Origin of the sequence: Aeromonas sp. 603607, from assembly GCF_049171595.1 — a bacterium.
Taxonomy (GTDB): domain Bacteria; phylum Pseudomonadota; class Gammaproteobacteria; order Enterobacterales; family Aeromonadaceae; genus Aeromonas; species Aeromonas veronii.
Window position 1 is genome coordinate 1 of sequence record NZ_JAAKOV010000021.1, and the last position, 18,472, is coordinate 18,472.

Annotated in this window: 17 protein-coding genes and 1 riboswitch; of the genes, 9 read left to right on the forward strand and 8 right to left on the reverse strand. The window is 59.4% G+C overall.

The features are described from left to right. The first annotated feature begins 341 nt into the window (after positions 1–341). From G5315_RS17885 to G5315_RS17900, 4 genes are all read left to right on the forward strand, one after another. Entirely contained in the window at positions 342–794 is a 453-nt protein-coding gene (locus G5315_RS17885; RefSeq protein ID WP_005349109.1) for a pullulanase, read from the forward strand. 211 nt (positions 795–1,005) lie between these two features. Then, positions 1,006–3,153, forward strand: coding sequence for an adenosylcobalamin-dependent ribonucleoside-diphosphate reductase (locus G5315_RS17890; protein WP_421333602.1), 2,148 nt, complete (start codon positions 1,006–1,008; stop codon positions 3,151–3,153). Positions 3,154–3,163: 10 nt separating this feature from the next. Beyond that, on the forward strand, positions 3,164–3,847 hold the full coding sequence (locus G5315_RS17895; protein WP_144713660.1) for an NrdJb: 684 nt from the start codon (positions 3,164–3,166) through the stop codon (positions 3,845–3,847). Positions 3,848–4,067: 220 nt separating this feature from the next. After that, a complete protein-coding gene (locus tag G5315_RS17900) occupies positions 4,068–5,438 on the forward strand; it encodes a PhoH family protein (RefSeq protein ID WP_041210371.1) in 1,371 nt (456 codons plus the stop codon). An 82-nt stretch (positions 5,439–5,520) separates the two neighbouring features. Here the strand turns inward: G5315_RS17900 and thiQ are convergent, their stop codons facing one another. From thiQ to thiB, 3 genes are read right to left on the reverse strand one after another with little or no spacing between them, the layout of a single operon-like run. Next, positions 5,521–6,216, reverse strand: coding sequence for a thiamine ABC transporter ATP-binding protein (gene thiQ, locus G5315_RS17905; protein WP_421333604.1), 696 nt, complete (start codon positions 6,214–6,216; stop codon positions 5,521–5,523). Next, a complete protein-coding gene (gene thiP / locus G5315_RS17910; protein ID WP_421333606.1) occupies positions 6,203–7,822 on the reverse strand; it encodes a thiamine/thiamine pyrophosphate ABC transporter permease in 1,620 nt (539 codons plus the stop codon). The genes thiQ and thiP overlap by 14 nt, the downstream gene beginning before the upstream one ends. Next, positions 7,819–8,799, reverse strand: a complete 981-nt coding sequence (gene thiB, locus G5315_RS17915) for a thiamine ABC transporter substrate binding subunit (protein ID WP_421333607.1) — start codon at positions 8,797–8,799, stop codon at positions 7,819–7,821. The genes thiP and thiB overlap by 4 nt, the downstream gene beginning before the upstream one ends. Before the next feature lie 60 nt (positions 8,800–8,859). After that, positions 8,860–8,950: riboswitch (TPP riboswitch) on the reverse strand. A gap of 89 nt (positions 8,951–9,039) precedes the next feature. On the opposite strand from thiB, the gene G5315_RS17920 reads away from it, so the two are divergent. Then, positions 9,040–9,330 (forward strand): PilZ domain-containing protein, encoded by a 291-nt coding sequence (locus G5315_RS17920; protein WP_005339160.1) that lies wholly within the window; start codon positions 9,040–9,042, stop codon positions 9,328–9,330. Between the two features lie 30 nt (positions 9,331–9,360). On the opposite strand, the gene G5315_RS17925 is transcribed toward G5315_RS17920, so the two are convergent. The 5 genes from G5315_RS17925 to leuA form a co-directional block, all read right to left on the reverse strand. Further along, on the reverse strand, positions 9,361–10,290 hold the full coding sequence (locus G5315_RS17925; RefSeq protein WP_266135457.1) for a transglutaminase domain-containing protein: 930 nt from the start codon (positions 10,288–10,290) through the stop codon (positions 9,361–9,363). Positions 10,291–10,407: 117 nt separating this feature from the next. Beyond that, a complete protein-coding gene (gene leuD / locus G5315_RS17930) occupies positions 10,408–11,007 on the reverse strand; it encodes a 3-isopropylmalate dehydratase small subunit (RefSeq protein ID WP_199415535.1) in 600 nt (199 codons plus the stop codon). 12 nt (positions 11,008–11,019) lie between these two features. Then, the gene (leuC, locus tag G5315_RS17935) at positions 11,020–12,417 is read right to left on the reverse strand and encodes a 3-isopropylmalate dehydratase large subunit (RefSeq protein ID WP_421333608.1); all 1,398 of its coding nucleotides are present in this window, start codon (positions 12,415–12,417) and stop codon (positions 11,020–11,022) included. Between the two features lie 33 nt (positions 12,418–12,450). Next, positions 12,451–13,536: a 3-isopropylmalate dehydrogenase gene (gene leuB, locus G5315_RS17940; RefSeq protein WP_421333610.1), complete on the reverse strand. Its 1,086-nt coding sequence runs from the start codon at positions 13,534–13,536 to the stop codon at positions 12,451–12,453. 56 nt (positions 13,537–13,592) lie between these two features. Next, entirely contained in the window at positions 13,593–15,155 is a 1,563-nt protein-coding gene (gene leuA, locus G5315_RS17945) for a 2-isopropylmalate synthase (protein WP_335844165.1), read from the reverse strand. A gap of 408 nt (positions 15,156–15,563) precedes the next feature. Between leuA and G5315_RS17950 the strand changes: the two genes are divergently transcribed. From G5315_RS17950 to G5315_RS17965, 4 genes are all read left to right on the forward strand, one after another. Continuing rightward, a complete protein-coding gene (locus G5315_RS17950) occupies positions 15,564–16,184 on the forward strand; it encodes a TetR/AcrR family transcriptional regulator (RefSeq protein ID WP_005349170.1) in 621 nt (206 codons plus the stop codon). 126 nt (positions 16,185–16,310) lie between these two features. Next, positions 16,311–16,814 carry a phosphatase PAP2 family protein gene (locus G5315_RS17955; RefSeq protein WP_005339149.1) on the forward strand — a complete coding sequence of 168 codons (504 nt, stop codon included), beginning with the start codon at positions 16,311–16,313 and terminating at the stop codon, positions 16,812–16,814. Next, entirely contained in the window at positions 16,811–17,920 is a 1,110-nt protein-coding gene (locus G5315_RS17960; protein ID WP_139461287.1) for an MJ1255/VC2487 family glycosyltransferase, read from the forward strand. The genes G5315_RS17955 and G5315_RS17960 overlap by 4 nt, the downstream gene beginning before the upstream one ends. Positions 17,921–17,957: 37 nt before the next feature. Next, the gene (locus G5315_RS17965; RefSeq protein ID WP_005339147.1) at positions 17,958–18,110 is read left to right on the forward strand and encodes a hypothetical protein; all 153 of its coding nucleotides are present in this window, start codon (positions 17,958–17,960) and stop codon (positions 18,108–18,110) included. The last annotated feature ends 362 nt before the right edge of the window (positions 18,111–18,472 follow it).

Here is an 18,472-nt window from a genome sequence, read left to right on the forward strand (position 1 = left end):
GTAGCGCCGATGGTAGTGTGGCATTCGCCATGCGAGAGTAGGACACTGCCAGGCACCCAATACAAGAAACCCCGCTCTATGAGCGGGGTTTTTTATTACCTGCTATTCAGCAAGTCGCCAGCTTATTAAGCTTTTCCCTTCTTGTCATTCATTGAATCCCCCCCCTGTTAAGCCCCAAAAGGATCTCCTTTCGTGTTCAATATTTGCTCGCTGGTTCAATGGGTTGGATATAAAAAACACAGAATGTGATGCCTCTACCTTTCTTGTGATGCCCGCTCTGGTTTAATTCTTCAGTCCACATGGATGGACCAAGGAATCACAATAATTTAAGGAATAGACCCATGTTCAAAAGAACAGTAACGATGATGCTGGCGGCGGGAACCCTGGTATTAGGCGGTTGCGCATCCAATGGTGGTGCAGAGCAGGCGGGGGCAGACAACAGCGACTTCGGTGGCAAGTCCATCTACCTGCGCGGGGAGATGAACGACTGGATGGCGACTGATGAAAGCAAGGTAGTCAAGGTGGCCGACAAGCTCTATATGGCCAAAGGCACCCTCAAGAAAGAGTGGGCCCCCTACAAGTTCAAGTTTGCTGATTCAGGCTGGAGCTGCGGGACCAACTTTGGTTACAAGAGCCCGAGTGATGGTGTTGCCGTGTTGGGTGGTGAGGCGGTGCCGGTCAACCCCTGCTCCAAGTATGAGGACATGAAGTTCTCACCGGATGCTGATGGCGTCTACGAGTTCTATCTGAATATGGCGGGTGAAACACCGACCGTTTACGTCAAGAAGCCCTGATCTATCTCTGAGTGTTAAATCTCTCAGCAAATTAATCAGTTAAGTGCCCTGGCCCAGAAATCTGCTGGCCGGGGCATTTTTTTAGGTTAGAATCTGCGCCCTCATGGCATCAGGTGTACTATATGTTGTGCCATTAATTTTAGATGGCACCATTAGTTGTGTTTTCTGCTGTTGTCATGATGTTGATGCATTCACATAAGGTTGATTGAAAATGGCTAAATCGAACCCGGTGCTGGAGAGTGAGCTTGGCTCCCGCCTTATCCCCATGCAGGAAACGTCCCTCGAGATCTGGGATAGCAAGTATCGCCTCAAGAGCAAGGATGGCACTCCCATCGACAGCTCTATCGATGAGACTTACCAGCGGGTAGCCCGTGCGTTGGCAGAGCAGGAGCCGGAACCGGAGGCCTGGTATGAGCCGTTCCTGTGGGCGCTGCGCAATGGGGCCATTCCGGCGGGTCGCATCACCTCCAACGCCGGGGCGTTTGAGCACAAGCCTGCCACTTCAACCATCAACTGTACTGTTTCCGGTACCATCGAAGATTCGATGGACGATATCCTCGGCAAGGTGCACGAGGCTGGCCTGACCCTGAAAGCCGGGTGCGGTATCGGCTATGACTTCTCGACCCTGCGCCCGCGGGGTGCCTTTGTCTCCGGTGCCGGTGCCTACACTTCCGGCCCGCTCTCCTTTATGGATATCTATGACAAGATGTGTTTCACCGTCTCGTCAGCCGGTGGCCGTCGCGGCGCCCAGATGGGCACCATGGATATCCGCCATCCCGATGTGATCGAGTTTATTCAGGCCAAGCGTGAAGATGGCCGCCTGCGTCAGTTCAACCTCTCCCTGCTCATCACCGAAGATTTCGTCAAGGCGGTGAAAGAGGATGCACCTTGGTCGCTGATCTTCCCCTACACCGCCAAAGAGGTGGAGCAGGATGGCATTGCGCTGGACGATCCTGCTCAGGTGCTATGGGCCGACTGGCCCAACAAGGAAGGGGTTGTATTCAACGAGCTGGGGCAGGTCGCCTGCAAGGTTTACAAGACCATGCCCGCCCGCAAGCTGTGGAATGTCATCATGACCTCCACCTATGACTATGCAGAGCCCGGCTTCATCCTGATCGACAAGGTCAACCAGATGAACAACAACTGGTTCTGTGAAGAGATCCGCGCGACCAACCCCTGTGGCGAGCAGCCTTTGCCGCCTTATGGCGCCTGCCTGCTGGGCTCGGTCAATCTGACCAAGTTTGTGCGCGACCCTTTTACTGAAAGCGCTGCGTTCGATTGGCAGGCGTTTCGCAAGGTGGTGGCCATCTTTACCCGCATGCTCGACAACGTGGTGGAGATCAACCAGCTGCCGCTAGCCAAACAGCGCGAGGAGATCACAGCCAAACGCCGGCATGGCATGGGTTTCCTGGGTCTTGGTTCGACCCTGACCATGCTGCAGATCAAGTACGGTTCTGCCGCGTCCGTCGCCTTCACCGAGCAGGTATCCCAGGAGCTGGCGATGACCGGCTGGCAGGAGTCCCTGCGTCTTGCCAAGGAGAAGGGCCCGGCCCCCATCATGGAGCAGGAGTTTGAAGTGACCGGCAAGATGCTGCGTCTGCGCCCCGAGATGGCGGCTGATGGCATCAAGGTGGGCGACAAGGTGAAGGGCAAGGTGCTGCACGCACGCTACAGCCGTTACATGCAGCAGGTTGCCGAGGTGGATCCTGCGCTGGTCGCCGAGCTGGCGGAAGTGGGTGGTCGTTTCACCCATCACAGCAGTATTGCGCCCACCGGCACCATCTCGCTGTCACTGGCCAACAACGCCAGCAACGGCATCGAGCCGAGCTTTGCTCACCACTACAGCCGCAACGTCATCAAGCCGGGCAAGAAGAGCAAGGAGAGCGTGGATGTCTACTCCTTCGAGCTGCTGGCCTACCGCGAGCTGGTGAATCCGGTCGCCATGCCGTACAGCGAAGAGGAGGCGAGCCGCCTACCTGAGTTCTTCATTACTGCTGATGACATCACTCCGGCGCAGCATGTGGACATTCAGGCGGCGGCCCAGCGCTGGATCGACTCCTCCATCTCCAAGACTGCCAATGTGCCGACCGATTTCCCGTTCGAGCAGTTCAAGGATATCTACATGTATGCCTCGGACTCCGGCCTCAAGGGCTGCACCACCTTCCGCTTCAATCCGGAGGCCTTCCAGGGCGTGCTGGTGAAGGAGAAAGATCTGGAGAACACCCTCTATGAGTTCACTCTGGAGGATGGCTCCGTCATCTCCGTCAAGGGGAACGAAGAGATCGAATATGATGGCGAGCTGCATACGGCCGCCAACCTCTACGACGCCTTGAAAGAAGGCTATTACGGTAAATTCTGAGAACGACATTATGGTCAAGAAGATCGACAAAAAAATCGTCGCCTACAAGGTGCGTACCAAGGATGAGCCGCAAGAAGATCTCTCTGCGCAGGATGACGTGGTGCACATGCACGAAACCGTGCTGCGCCCGGAGCGGCTGATGGGCACCACCTACAAGCTGAAGACGCCGGAGCATGTCTCCGAGCACTCACTGTTCATCACCATCAACGACATCATTCTCAACGAGGGCACGGTTCACGAAACTCGCCGTCCGTTCGAGATTTTCATCAACTCCAAGAGCCTGGAGCACTATCAGTGGATCGTGGCGCTGACCCGCATCATCTCGGCGGTATTCCGCAAGGGTGGGGATGTCACTTTCCTGGTGGAGGAGCTGCGCTCGGTGTTTGATCCCAAGGGCGGATACTGGAACAAGGGCAAGTACGTTCCATCGCTGATCGCCGAAATTGGCAACGTGATCGAGAGCCATCTCACCGAGATAGGCATGCTCAAGGCGCCGGGGTTGGACGAGCATCAGCAGGCGTTTCTGGCCGAGAAGCAGGCCGAGTTGAAGGCGGCTCAGGAGGCTGAAGAGCAACAGACTGGCAGTGGTTTCCCGGCCAATGCCGCGCTCTGCTACAAGTGCCACACCAAGGCGCTGGTGCTGAAGGATGGCTGCATGACCTGCCTCAACTGTGGCGACTCCAAGTGCGGCTGACAAACATGCTCAAGTAGTTGAACGATAGAAAAAAGACCGGCCACAGTGCCGGTCTTTGTATTGCTGTTTTTATGCGCAATCAAATTAGGCGGCCAAGTGATTTGTTGCGCGATAGTAAAATCGGGCGTAGCGTTGAGGGTAATAAAACTGTCACGGCCGTGTGGTTTCAATGACATCTGAGATTCACACACGTGGCCCTTCAGTGCCAAGGAGGATGCTTATGGACAATACGGACCGAAAGCTGTTTATCCTGGATACCAACGTTCTGCTTCACGAACCCCTCGCTATCTACTCCTTCAAAGAGCACGACGTGCTCATCCCCATGACGGTGCTGGAAGAGCTCGATAACATCAAGGATCGCCACAAGGATGTCAGCCGCGATGCGCGGGTAGCCATCCGTGCGCTGGAAGATGTGTTCCGCGATGCGACTCCGGAGCAGATTGCGCAAGGAGTACCGCTGGCCGGCGAGGCGAGCGGCCATATCTGCATCTTCAGCGATCACCATCTGCCGCAGGATGCCGAGGTGTTCACCGACAAGGAGGCCGACAACCGCATCATCAACGCGGCCCTCTATCTGCAAAAGCATGAGTTGAAGCGTCAGGTGGTGCTGGTCACCAAAGACATCAACATGCGCCTCAAGGCCAAAGGTGCCGGTCTTGCCCATGTTGAGGATTATCGCAGCGACCAGCTGATCGACGATATCCGCCTTCTGGCCAAGGGCTTTCAGGTGGTGCCCGGCAGCTTCTGGGAGCGGGTTGGCGAGTGTGAGAGCGAGACCCACGGCCGCGATACCATCCATGTGATCGATGCCAATCTGCTGGAGGGGGTTCACGTAAACCAGTATCTGGTGGATGAGGAGAATTTCTTCGCAGCCCGGGTGCTCAGTCACGATGGCCAGAAGATCCGCATCAAGGATCTGGGCCGCGAGCGACTGATGTCCCGCAAGGCGTGGGGTGTACATCCCAAGAACGTCTATCAGGGGATGGCGCTGGATGCACTGCTGGATCCGCACATCGATCTGGTGATCCTGACCGGCCCGGCCGGTTGCGGCAAAACCTTGCTGGCGATGGCTGCCGCGCTGGAGCTGGTGATCGAGAAGGGGATCTACGAGAAGGTGATCGTCACTCGAAATACCCCGGAAATTGCCGAGAGCATCGGCTTCCTGCCCGGCACTGAAGAGGAGAAGATGATGCCTTGGCTGGCGGCGGTGACCGACACCCTGGAGGTGCTGCACAAGCAGGACGAGAACATGAGCGGCTCGCTCAGCTACATCATGGAGAAGGCCAACATCCAGTTCAAATCGGTCAACTTCATGCGTGGGCGCAGCATCCAGAACACCTTCGTGCTGCTGGATGAGTGCCAGAACCTGACGGCTTCCCAGATCAAGACCATCATTACCCGTTGCGGGGAGGGCACCAAGATCGTCTGTTCCGGTAACTTGGCCCAGATCGACTCCAACTACCTGAGCCCGGTGACCTCGGGTCTCACCTACATCGTCGAGCGTTTCAAGGATTTTGACGGCAGTGCCAACATCTTCCTCAACGGCGTGGTACGCAGCCGACTGGCCTCGTTCGCCGAGGAAAATCTCTGATTTAGCTGACTATCTTCATATGAAAAAGGGAAGCCACTTGGCTTCCCTTTTTTGATCCCGTCACCAGTTCAGTGTCCTTAGATCACTGTCCAAGGTAGCGCAGCAGCCCCGGGTGGTTGCTGTGTTGCAGAATATCCGGCTTTCCCTGCAGGGCGATGCGCCCCTCGTCCACAAAGAGCACCTGATCGGCGATAAGCTGGGCATCCTCAGGATTGTGGGAGACCATCAGTACGGTAATGCCTTGCTCGCAGGCTAGCCTCGCCACTTCCGCCAGCATCTCCCGGCGCAGGGCGGGATCGAGGGCAGAGAAGGGCTCATCCAGCAGCAGCAGCGGTTTGCCGCGCACCAGCGCGCGAGCCAGCGCGACCCGCTGCTGCTGGCCGCCGGAGAGCTGCTCCGGCAGACGGTTTAGCATCTCGCCAAGACCAACCCGCTCGGCTGCATCGATCACCTGTGCCCGTTGGGCGGCACTCAGGCGCAGACCCGGGTGCAAGCCGATGGCGATATTGTCGAACACCGACAGATGGAGGAACAGGTTGTGATCCTGAAACAGGGTGGTGACTGGTCGCTCGGCGGGGCCCAGCGGCAGCAGATCTTCGCCATCGAAGCTGAGACGGCCTGATTCCACCGGCACGAAGCCGGCGATCATCCCGAGCAGGGTCGATTTACCTGCGCCGCTTGGGCCGATCAGTGCGGTGATCTCTCCCTTGGGCAGGGTCGCGCTGAAGCTGACGCGCCAGTCGGGGTAGCTGGTCACCAGCGTATCAATGTTCAGCATGTTTTCCTCCAAGACCCCGCTCCACCAGCCAGAACAGGGAGAAACAGAGCGTCAGCAGCAGCAGCGCGGTGGCGGCTGCCTCGGTCAATCGATAGCTGCCAAGCTGTTGGTAGAGCAGCCAGGGCAGGGTGGTGAGCTCCTGACTGCCAAACATGGCGATGGCGCCAAGATCCCCCAGCGAGAGGATCATCGACAGCGCCATCGCCAGTGCCAGCGGGCGGCGCAGCAGCGGCCACTCCACCAGTCGCAGGCGATGCAGGCCGCGTACCCCCAGGCTATCCGCCAGCCGGTCGTATTGGCGCACCACCAGCTGCATGGGGGCGGAGAGGGTGCGCATCACATAGGGTAGCGCCATCAGGGCGTTGACCAGCACCACCAGCCAGGGGCCGAGGGCGAACACATCGGCGAACGGCATAAACAGGATGAAGAGACCGGTAGAGAGCACCACTGCCGGGATCATCAGGATCACCGAGCCGCTGGCCTCCCACAGGGCGGCAGCCCGCCGCTTGCGAGCCCGTATCCGTAGATGACGGCTGGTCAGCAGCAGTGCACCGCCGAGCAAGGTGGCCAATGCACCGGCTGCCAACGCAATCAACAGCGACTGGCCGCTCGCCTGCCACAGTTTGGCGGAGGTGAGCGCCGTCAGCAGACCGGGGTGGAGGCCGGCGACGATGATGGCCAGCAACGGTGGCAGAAAGATGGCGAGCCCGATGCTGAGCGAGAGGAGATCCACCACGGCCGTGCCTGGCTGATGGCGATCCGGCCGCAGGCAGGGACGACGGGGTGTCACCCTGCTGGCCGGGGTGCTCTGCAGCTTGTGCTGCAGGGCGAGCAGGGCGGCGGTCAGGATCAGCTGCACCAGCGCCAGTCCGCCTGCGGTGGCGAGATCGAAGTCAAAGCGCAGCGCCTGATAGACGGCCACCTCCAGCGTGGTGGATTTCGGACCGCCTCCCAGCGCCAGCACTGTGGTGAAGCTGGTGAAGCAGAGCATAAAGATGAGGCTGGCCAGCCCCGGCAATATGCCGCGAATAAGAGGCCACTCCAGCAGCCGGAAGATATGGGATGAGCGCATGCCGAGCTGGCTGGCAAGGCGCCAGCTCGATTCGGGGATGCTCTCTATGCTCTGCAGCATCAGGCGGGCCGCCAGCGGCATGTTGAAGAAGACGTGGGCCAGCAGGATACCGAACAGGCCGTAGAGATAATTGCCTGGATCCAGCCCCAAGGTGCGCAGCAGCTGCGGCAGCCATCCCTGTTTGCCGTGGACAGCCACGATACCGAAGATGGCGATGATGACCGGCAGTACCAGCGAGAGGCCAAACAACTTGATCAGCAGGGTGCGGCCAACGAAGCGCCGCCGCGCCAGCGCGCGGGCCACCGGAATGGCGAGCCCGAGACTGAGCAGGGTGGAGAGCAGTGCCTGCCCCAGACTGAAGCCCAGCACATGGCGCAGATAAGGATCTGCGAGCAGGGTGCGGGGGGCCAGTGAACCGGCCTGCCACAATAGGGCCGCCAGCGGCCCGAGGGATAACAGCAGGATCAACAGGGTAGCTACACTGCCCGGCAACCACCAGAGGGGACGAGCCTGTAGTTTCAGATAATGGCTCACTGGGTGACGGCTTGCAGCCACTCGCGGATCCACCCTTTGTGATTGGCGGCCACCTCATCGCTGCTGAAGGCGAGCGGCTTGGCTACGGTGATCATCTGCTCGAAGCCCTTGGGCAGCGGCGTGTCGATAACGGGATACATCCAGTTGCCGGTCGGGATCTCGTTCTGGAAGGCGGGGCTCACCATAAATTGCAGGAACTGGTCAGCCAGCTTCTCCTGTTTGGCGCTCTTCAGCTTGGCGGCCACTTCTACCTGACGGTAGTGCCCCTCTTCAAATGCCGCAGCCTGATACTGGGGCTTGCTCTCGGCAATCAGGTGATAGGCCGGAGAGGTGGTGTAGGAGAGCACCATGTCCGCTTCGCCATCGAGGAACATGCCATAAGCCTCTGACCACCCCTTGGTGACGGTAACCGTCTTTTTGGCAAGCTCGCCCCAGGCGGCAGGCGCCTTGTCGCCGTAGACAGACTTCATCCACAGCATCAACCCCTGCCCCGGGGTGGAGGTGCGGGGATCCTGATAGATCACTTTGAGGTCGGGACGCTCCACCAGCTCTTTCAGGCTCTTGGGCGGCTGCTTGAGTTTGTCTTTGTCATAGACGAAGGCGAAGTAGCCGTAGTCGTAGGGGACGAAGGTGTCATCCTGCCAGCCACCCGGCACCTTGATGCCATCCAGCTTGGCGGGATGGGGGGCGAACAGACCGCTCTGCTTGGCTTCGCTGATGAGGGCATCGTCGAGCCCCAGCACCAGATCGGCCTTGCTGTGGTTGCCCTCCAGCCGCAGCCGGTTGAGGATGGCGACCCCATCTTCGAGGGGAACCAGATTGAGGGTGCAGTCGCACTCTTTCTCGAAGGCCTGTTTGATCTTGGGCCCCGGACCCCACTCGGCAGTGAAAGAGCTGTAGGTGTAGACGGTGAGGGTGTCGGCGGCGAACACATTGGCCGACAGAAGGCCGGTGGTGACCAGCAGCAGGGTCTTCATGGGTGGCACTCCCTATTACTTGTTAATAACGAGGTGCCAGCGGGTGAGGGCGCAAAAAATGAGCGCCATGCCTCAAATTCCTCCGCCAGCATTATCTGGATCAGGTACACGGGTATAATCTCAGCGGTAAACCGCACCCCGTTTGAGAAACGAACCGCATTGTATTAACGTTCTTTTGGGTAGACCAGCACAATTGTGCAATACCCATGAGATGACGCCCACCCAACAGAGGATGTTCGCGTGCTTACCAATACCAAGGAAAGGCGTGCCTTTGCGCGCATGGTCATCAATGCTCCGGTCACCGTCTATCAGCAGCAGCTGGTGCTGGAGGGGATCTGCCGGGATCTCAGTGCCAACGGCATGGGAATTGCGGTCTCTGAACACCAGCTCGACATCAATCAGCCCATCCGGATCAGTCTTGCCACCAACAACAACCTGTTGCCTCCCTTTGAAGCTCATGCCCGTATTATCCGGGTGCTGGAGGAGGAGAGCGGGTTGCTGCTGGCGGTGGAGTTTCTGCCTCAGGGTTAATCCTCTCTCCTCATCGGCAGAGGGAGGGGGTTAGCCTTTTTCCTGAACCGGTTGCACACTCAACTGCTTGCTATCGACCAGCGTTTTGCTGGTCGAAGCTATTTGGCCCGCAGGCAAGGTGGCGGGGCCTGTGGGTTCGAGCAGCAGGTAGTTTTGCCCCTGCCAGTTGAGGGTCGCATCCCCCGGCTTGGCGGGCAGGTCAACAGCCAGCAGGGCATGGCCGGGGACGAACACCATGGCCTGTTTCAGCTCGGGAAAGAGCTGGGCCAGCATGGCGGCCATCAGGGTTACCTTGCTGTCGCAATCACCCCGGTTCTGTTCCAGTACCTGACGGGGCGGGAGGAAGCCCTTGCCCTGTCTTCCATTCAGGCTGTCGAGCTGCTGATAGGGGATGCTCTGGATAAAGGTGAGCATATGGGCCACGGTTTTCTGGCGCGCTTCTGTTTCGGTACTGCCCTGCTGTTTGAGCTGATCCGCCAGCGGAGCCAGCCCGCTGCGACTCTCCAGCGCGATGCGCACATGATCTTGCTTCACCGCCAGCTGCCCGTCGGGGGTGTTGAAGTACTGGAAGTAGTGTTTGGTCAGCCACGCCTGCTCCTCTTTGCTCCGCTTGGACTGCAGAAAGGCCATCGCCTCGCGTGCCTTGTCCTGATTGCGGCTTTTCAGATGCAGCTCCAGCGAGGGGCGGGAGAGGGTGAACTGCACCTCGGGGTAGTTCTGGCGCACCTCCCGCAGCAATACCTGCAATACCTCCTCCTGCATTCTGGCCGGGCGATAGGCGATGAGAGGCGGTAACTTGCCCTGTTCGAGCCGGTAGGTGAGCTGTTGGGATTTGCCTTCGCTATCCTGCCAGCCGACGCTGATCTGGCCGAGGCTGTTGTTGAAGCTGGTTTGGCTGGCCCCCGCAGGCAGGGCAAGCAGCAGGGCACAGAGCAGAGGAATTGCCGTCGGTCTCTTCATCATCCTTTCCTGTGGCACGGGCCAGTTCCGGTGGCCCAAATTGGGAAGCGTAGCGGACGGTAAAACAGGGAGCCGAAGCTCCCTGTTGATTCTACTCGTTTTTTTGCAACTGGCGCGTTAAATCCAGCTCGGCTGCTTCGCCTCAAAGGCGCTGATGGCGGCCTCGTGCTGCAGGGTCAGACCGATGGCATCCAAGCCGTTGAGCAGACAGTAACGGCGGAATTCATCGATCTCGAAACCGAAGCTGAGGCTAGCTGCGCGCACCTTATTCGCTTCCAGATCCACCTCGATCTCGATGCCCGGCTGGGCGGCCACCAGCTGGAACAGGGCATCGACCTCCTCCTCCTTCAGGCGCACCGGCACCATGCCATTGTTGATGGCGTTGCCGTAGAAGATGTCGGCAAAGCTCGGCGCTATGATGGTCTTGAAGCCGTAGTCCGCCAGCGCCCAGGGGGCGTGCTCGCGACTAGACCCGCAGCCGAAGTTCTCGCGAGCCAGCAGGATGCTGGCACCGGCGAATTGCGGTTGGTTGAGCACGAACTCGAGGTTCGGCTGCTGGCCGGCATCGTCGAGGAAGCGCCAGTCGTGGAACAGGTGCTTGCCGAAACCGATGCGGTTGACCTTCTGCAAAAACTGTTTGGGAATGATGGCGTCGGTGTCGACGTTGGCGCTGTCGAGGGGGACGACGATCCCTTTATGCTGTTTGAATCCTGTCATCGAAATGTCCTCTTACAGTGCGCGAATGTCGGCGAAGCGGCCGGTGACGGCGGCAGCGGCGGCCATGGCCGGGCTCACCAGATGGGTGCGGCCGGCGCGGCCCTGACGCCCTTCGAAGTTGCGGTTGCTGGTGGAGGCGCAGCGCTCCCCCGGTTGCAGTCGGTCGTTGTTCATGGCCAGACACATGGAGCAGCCGGGCAGGCGCCACTCAAAGCCAGCCTCGATGAAGATCTTGTCCAGACCCTCGGCTTCGGCCTGCGCCTTCACCTGCTCTGAGCCAGGCACCACCAGCGCCTGCACGCCAGCGGCGACCTTGCGACCGCGGGCGATGGCGGCGGCGGCGCGCAGATCCTCGATGCGGCTGTTGGTGCACGAGCCGATGAACACCTTATCGATGGCGACGTCGGAGAGCTTCTGGCCCGGTTGCAAGTCCATGTAGGCCAGAGCCTTGCGGGCGGACTGCTGCTCCATCAGATCGCTAAAGGATTCCGGTGCCGGAATGGGTTCATTAACGGCAATCACCTGCCCCGGATTGGTACCCCAGGTGACCTGCGGGGCGATGTCGGCGGCGTCCAGCACCACTTCGGCATCGAAGTGGGCACCTTCATCGCTCTTGAGGCTCTGCCAGTAGGCGATGGCCTGCTCCAGTACCTCGCCCTTGGGGGCAAACTCCTTGCCACGGATGTAGTCGATGGTGGTCTGGTCGGGGGCGATCATGCCGGCCTTGGCGCCGAGCTCGATGGCCATGTTGCACACCGTCATCCGCCCTTCCATGGAGAGGTTCGCAATGGCATCGCCAGCGAACTCCACCACGTAGCCGGTACCACCGGCGTGGCCGACCTTGCCGATAATGGCCAGTACCACGTCCTTGGCGCTGATGCCCTCGGCCAGCTTGCCGTTGACCGAAATGCGCATGGTCTTGGCGCGGCCCTGTTTCAGGGTCTGGGTCGCCATCACATGTTCCACTTCGGAAGTGCCGATGCCGAACGCCAGCGAGCCGAAGGCGCCGTGGGTGGCGGTGTGGGAGTCGCCGCAGACGATGGTGGTGCCGGGCAGGGTAATGCCGAGCTCGGGGCCCATCACATGGACGATCCCCTGATATTTGTGGTTGAGATCGTAGAGGCGAACCCCGAACTCCTTGCAGTTGTCCGCCAGCGTCTCCATCTGGATGCGGGCCATCTCGCCGGAGGCGGCGATGTCCTTGGTGGTGGTGGAGACGTTGTGATCCATGGTGGCCCAGGTCAGGTCCGGGCGGCGCAGCTGGCGATTCATGGCGCGCAGGCCGTCGAATGCCTGCGGGCTGGTCACTTCATGCACCAGATGGCGGTCGATGTAGATGAGGGGGGTCTCCCCTTCCACTTCCCGTACCACGTGGGCGTCGAATACTTTCTGATAGAGGGTCTTGGCCATTGCTTCTCTCTTCCTTGTTCTCTGTTATGCGGCTCAGATCCGGGCGGCGATCTGGCTACCCATCTCGGACGTGCTCTGCACCGGATGGCGGGCGCTGGCCTGATGCAGGTCGGCGGTGAAGTAACCCTCGGCCAGGGTCTGGGCCACGGCCTGCTCGATGGCTTGAGCTGCGGCTTCCTGGCCCAGGCTGTAGCGCAGCATCAGGGCGGCTGAGAGGATCTGGGCAATGGGATTCGCAATACCCTTGCCGGCGATATCCGGGGCCGAACCACCGGCCGGTTCGAACAGGCCGAAACCCGATTCGTTGAGGCTGGCAGAGGGGAGCAGCCCCATGGAGCCGGTGATCATGGCGCACTCGTCAGAGAGAATGTCACCAAACAGGTTGGAGCAGAGCAGCACGTCGAACTGGGACGGATCCTTGATAAGCTGCATGGTGGCGTTGTCGATATACATATGGTTCAGCGTCACGTCCGGATAGGACTTGGCTACCTCGGTCACCACTTCGCGCCACAGAATGGAGGAGGCGAGCACGTTGGCCTTGTCGATGGAGGTGACTTTGCCACGGCGCCCGCGAGCCGATTCGAACGCTATCTTGGCGATGCGCTCAATCTCGAAGCGATGGTACACCTCGGTGTCGAACGCCTTCTCGTTCGCCCCTTCTCCCTCGTGCCCCTTGGGCTGGCCGAAGTAGATGCCACCGGTCAGCTCGCGCACACAGGCGATGTCAAAACCGCGATCGGAGATATCGGCGCGCAGCGGGGAGAACTGCTCCAGACCGGTGTAGATGCGGGCCGGACGCAGGTTGCAGAACAGCTTGAAGTGGGCGCGCAGGGGCAGCAGGGCGCCACGTTCCGGCTGATCGTTAGGGGGCAGATGTTCCCATTTCGGGCCGCCCACCGAGCCAAACAGCACGGCATCGGCCGCTTCACAACCTTTGATCGTGCTTTGCGGCAGCGGGGTACCGTGGTTGTCGATGGCGATACCGCCCACGTCATGGCGATCATACTCGAAGGCGAGGCCGAACCTGGCCTGCACCTTCTCCAGCACCTTGACGGCCTCGGCCATCACTTCCGGGCCAATGCCGTCACCCGGCAATACTGCGATCCGATAACTGCTCATACACTCTCCATCCTGATATTGTCATTCCATGCCGTCTGTTTGGTTCCGAGCCCTGTTCAGACGGTTTCTGATTTGATGCTGTTATTGCGTTCCATCTGCTCGGCGACCTGATCGGCGCGCCAGATGCTGTTGATCACATGGAGCAGGGCATGGGCCGAGGATTCGATGATGTCGGTAGCCAGCCCCATGCCGTGGAATTTGCGCCCCTTGTACTCGGCGACGATATCGACCTGACCGAGGGCATCTTCCCCTTCGCCCTTGCTCTTGAGGGCATATTTGTCGATGCGGATCTCATAGCCGGTGATGCGGTTGATGCACTGGTAGACCGCATCCACCGGGCCATTGCCGGTGGCCGCTTCGCAGATCAGATCCTGTCCCACCTTCAATTTGACCGAGGCGGTGGCCAGCACCGAGCTACCGCTCTGGACCCCGAGGTACTCCAGCTTGAAGTGCTCCGGCTCTTCGTGGATCTGGCTGAAGAAGGCCAGCGCTTCGAGGTCGTAGTCGAATACCTGCCCCTTCTTGTCGGCCAGGGTCAGGAACTTGCCGTAGAGGTGGTCGAGGTCGTAGCTGCTCTCGGCATAACCCATGGACTCCATCCGGTGCTTGATGACGTGACGGCCGGAGCGGGAGGTCATGTTGAGGTTGTTCTGGGTCAGGCCGATGCTCTCGGGAGTGATGATTTCGTAGGTATTTTTCGCCTTGAGCACCCCATCCTGATGGATGCCGGAGCTGTGGGAGAAAGCGTTGGCCCCGACGATCGCCTTGTTGGGCTGCACCGGCATGTTGCACAGCTGGCTGACCAGCGTGCTGGTGCGATGAATTTCGTTGTGGCGGATATTGGTTTGCACCCCGAGCAGGTCGGCGCGGGTTTTCAGGATCATCGCCACCTCTTCCAGCGAGCAGTTGCCCGCCCGTTCGCCGATGCCGTTGATGGTGCACTCAATCTGGCGTGCCCCCATCTGCACCGCGCCGATGGAGTTAGCCACCGAGAGCCCCAGATCATCGTGGCAGTGGACCGAGATGATGGCCTTGTCGATGTTGGGTACCCGGTTGAACAGGGTGTGGATGATGCCGGAGAACTCGGTCGGTACCGTGTAGCCCACGGTATCGGGGATATTGATGGTGCGGGCGCCCGCCTTGATGGCGGCCTCCACCATGCGGCAGAGGTTATCGATGGGGGTGCGGCCTGCATCCTCGCAGGAGAACTCCACATCATCGGTGTAGCGCAGGGCGTGCTTGATGGCGCCGACTCCCATCTCCAGCACATCCTCGAAGCTCTTTTTCAGCTTGCTCTCCACATGGATGGAGGAGGTGGAAATAAAGGTGTGGATGCGAAACGACTCGGCGACCCGCAAGGCTTCACCGGCGGCATCGATATCTTTTGGCAGGGCGCGGGCGAGGGCGCAGACTCGGCTGTTCTTGATGTGGCGGGCGATGGTCTGCACCGATTGAAAATCGCCGGGAGAAGAGACCGGGAAGCCCACCTCCATGACGTCGACACCGAGCCGTTCCAGTGCCTGGGCGATCTGCAGCTTCTCCTTGACTGTCAAACTGGCCGCCAGGGCCTGCTCACCATCACGCAAGGTGGTGTCGAATATGATGACCCGATCTGACATGTGACTTCCCTCTTCCTAAGTTCGGTAACGTGCATCCTGCGGCGGCATAAAAAAACCCGTGCAGGGTGCACGGGTTTTTGTAAATTCCGGCTATGCCTTAGCCCGGCTACAAGGATCCCGCGCGAGTTAACGCGATTAGGGAGATTAGTAGTAGCGGGGTGGCGATACGCATGACGTTGTTATTCCTTCCAGTCGATAACGCTTTTACCAATATCGAGATTTTTATGCTGTGTCAACACGGAAGGTCAGGGGCAATCTGCTGACGTATTTAATCGGATTGTAAAGGATTGCAAATTTCCTTGTCCCATATTCGGCCCATGACCGATTATCTGGTCATTCCTGCTGTGCTCTATTCTCTGCACAACCAGATCGACTTATCAGCATTGGCTGAATTATCTGAGGTGTTAAATGGAAAAACGTAGACCTGGTCGTCCGGTCGGACGTTCTGACATTCGTGACAAGTTGCTTGCTGCCGCCCGTGAGCGTTTTCTCAATACTCCCTATAGCAAGGTGACTACACGCGAAATCGCGGAGCTTGCTGGCTCCAATCTGGCAATGATCCACTACTACTTTGGCAGTAAAGAGGGTCTTTACAAAGCGGTATTGGGCGATGTGGCCGAACCCCTCGACCATGCTTGGCAAGATGAACACAGCAATCACAGCCTCAACGAGCTGCTCAACACCTACTATCAGGTGATGGCGCCCAACAGCGAGCTGACCTCTGCCATCTCCAGCGCATTGTCGACCGAGAAGAGCCCGGGCCGGGATTTTGTGCTGAACCGCCTGCTGGAACGTCAGCTGCCGCAGTTCGATGCCCTGCTGGAAACCATGAAGTCCAACGGTGAGCTGGGTGACAACCTGGATCCCGACATGCTGAAGATCTCCTTCCTCAGCATGATGTGGCAGCCGTTCGTGATGAAAGATCTCTACGAGCAGGTGTTTGGCCTGAAAGTGGATGAACACTTCATGGCCCGTCTGGCGGACCACAACTGCCGTCTGATGGAGACCGGTCTGCGCGGCAGCCACTGATTTTGCCGCAACATCGAGATTAAAAAGGGCCATTCGGCCCTTTTTTCATAAATCTGTTATCCCTTGTTCAACGTAACGTCATCCCGCTTTCTTACTCTGCAAGCAGAATTCAGGGAAGGAGGGGATATGAACAAGATCCAGCAATGGGACCTGCAGGTGTGCCGGGTCTGCCTGCTTCACGGCTACAACCGGCAGCAGGCGAGGGTGAGTCGTCTCATTTCCCGCACCGGCGATGGCCCGCTTTATGCTGTGCTGGCCGCCCTGCTCTGGTGGCAGGGGGAGGCAGAGCGGGAGCTGGTGCGACTGGCGCTGCTAGCCTTCGCCATCGAATTGCCCCTCTATCTGCTGCTGAAAAACAGCCTGAAACGGCAACGGCCGGTCGGCTTGCCGGTCTTTATCACCCCCTCCGATCGTTACAGCCTCCCCTCCGGCCACACCGCCGCCGCATTTCTGATGGCCACTATACTGGCCACCGGCTTTCCACTCTGGGCGCCCCTGCTGTTTGGTTGGGCGGCGCTGGTGGGAGCATCCCGGCTGCTGCTCGGGGTACACTACCTGAGTGATTTGGTAGCCGGTGCCCTGCTGGGTGGCGGTTGTGCAGTGCTGGCGCTCGGCTGGAGTCACTCATGAGGATACTGTTTGGGGTGCAAGGCACTGGCAACGGTCATATCAGTCGCAGTCGCACCCTGGCGCGGGCGCTACGCACGGCAGGGGTCGAGGTGGATTATCTCTTCAGCGGTCGCCCTGCCGACCGCTACTTCGACATGGAGGAGTTTGGCCCCTACCGCGCCTTTCCCGGCCTCACTTTTGTCAGTCACGAGGGGCGAGTTTCTCCGTGGCGCACCCTGCAAGCCGCCTCGCCGCTTACCTTCTGGCGGGATCTGCGGTCTCTCGATTGCAGCGAATACGATCTGGTGGTGAGCGATTTTGAGCCGTTGACCGCCCATGCCGCCCGCCGCTATGGCAAGCCGAGCCTCACAGTCAGCCATCAGGCCAGCTTCAACTGGCCCATCCCGCGTTGGGGGGAGGATGGGGTCAGCCGTCAGCTGATGCGCCACTTTGCTCCGGTGGATCAGCCGCTCGGGCTGCACTGGTTTCACTTTGGTCACCCCTTGTTGCCGCCGGTGATCGACCCCATCGCCGCTGCGCCGGATAACGGCGAGATCCTGGTCTATCTGCCATTCGAGCAGACCGAGGCGATCGCCGCCCTGTTGTCGCGCTTTGGTCAGCAGCGCTTCGTCTGCTTTCACCCCGCCATTCGCACCCCGAGCCAATGGCGCAATCTGCGCTTCGAGCCGCCGTCGCGACACGGGTTTATCGCCGTGCTGGCCGGTTGTCGCGGCGTAATCTCCAACGCAGGTTTCGAGCTGGCTTCCGAGGCGCTCACTCTCGGCAAGAAGCTGCTGGTCAAACCCCTCGGCGGCCAGTTCGAGCAGCTGACCAACGGCAAGACCCTCGAGATGATGGGACTGGCGACCCTGATGGATGTGCTCGATGCCAATCTGGTGCGCACCTGGCTCGACAGCGCCTCGCCGGGGGCTGTCTGTTACCCCGATGTAGCGGGGGAGCTGGCCCGCTGGCTGGCGGCGGGCGCGGACGAGAGCGTGGCCTCTCTGTCACGGCGGCTCTGGGCGCGCACCCTGTTTCCGGAGGAGGTGAGTGATCGCCTGAGCGAGCTGGATGGGGGCGACTGTTTATCCAGTTGCTGGTTATCGCAAGTGAGCGTTGTTGACTAGACTGAAAGGCGATACCACCAAGGAGAGGACGGAGCAAATGCGCTTTACCAATGAAAACGGCGAAGTCATGAACCTGGCTGATAATCTCACCCTGCACGAGTTGCTCGATATGGGTGTCAGCATTTCGGTCAGTGAAGAGACCGATCCGGATCAGCAGATCTGGTTGGCGGAGCCGGATCAGGAGAACTGAGTCATCATTCGGCATCAAGCCCATCGCTGAGCGGTGGGCTTTTTTGTGGCTGTTTTTCCCCTCTGCGGAATGATCCGCTGGCCATTCCCCGACTTCCTTCCCTTTTGTCTCATGCTCGCTGCGGCAAGTCATTGAATGTTAATAGCCGGTTGAAATGTATGACTGTTCTGGTCAGATAAAGCCGTGGACAAGCTTTATGAAGCGGGTTAAGTTGGTTTTTCACCCTATTTTCGGGTGAATGACGGAAAAATCCTTTTTTTCTACTGTCGACGGGGCTGAATTGGACCGATCTGCATTCAGATAACAACAAGAAACGGATCGGGCCGTGCCGGGAAGCACGGCATCGTCGGCGGGATTCGCTA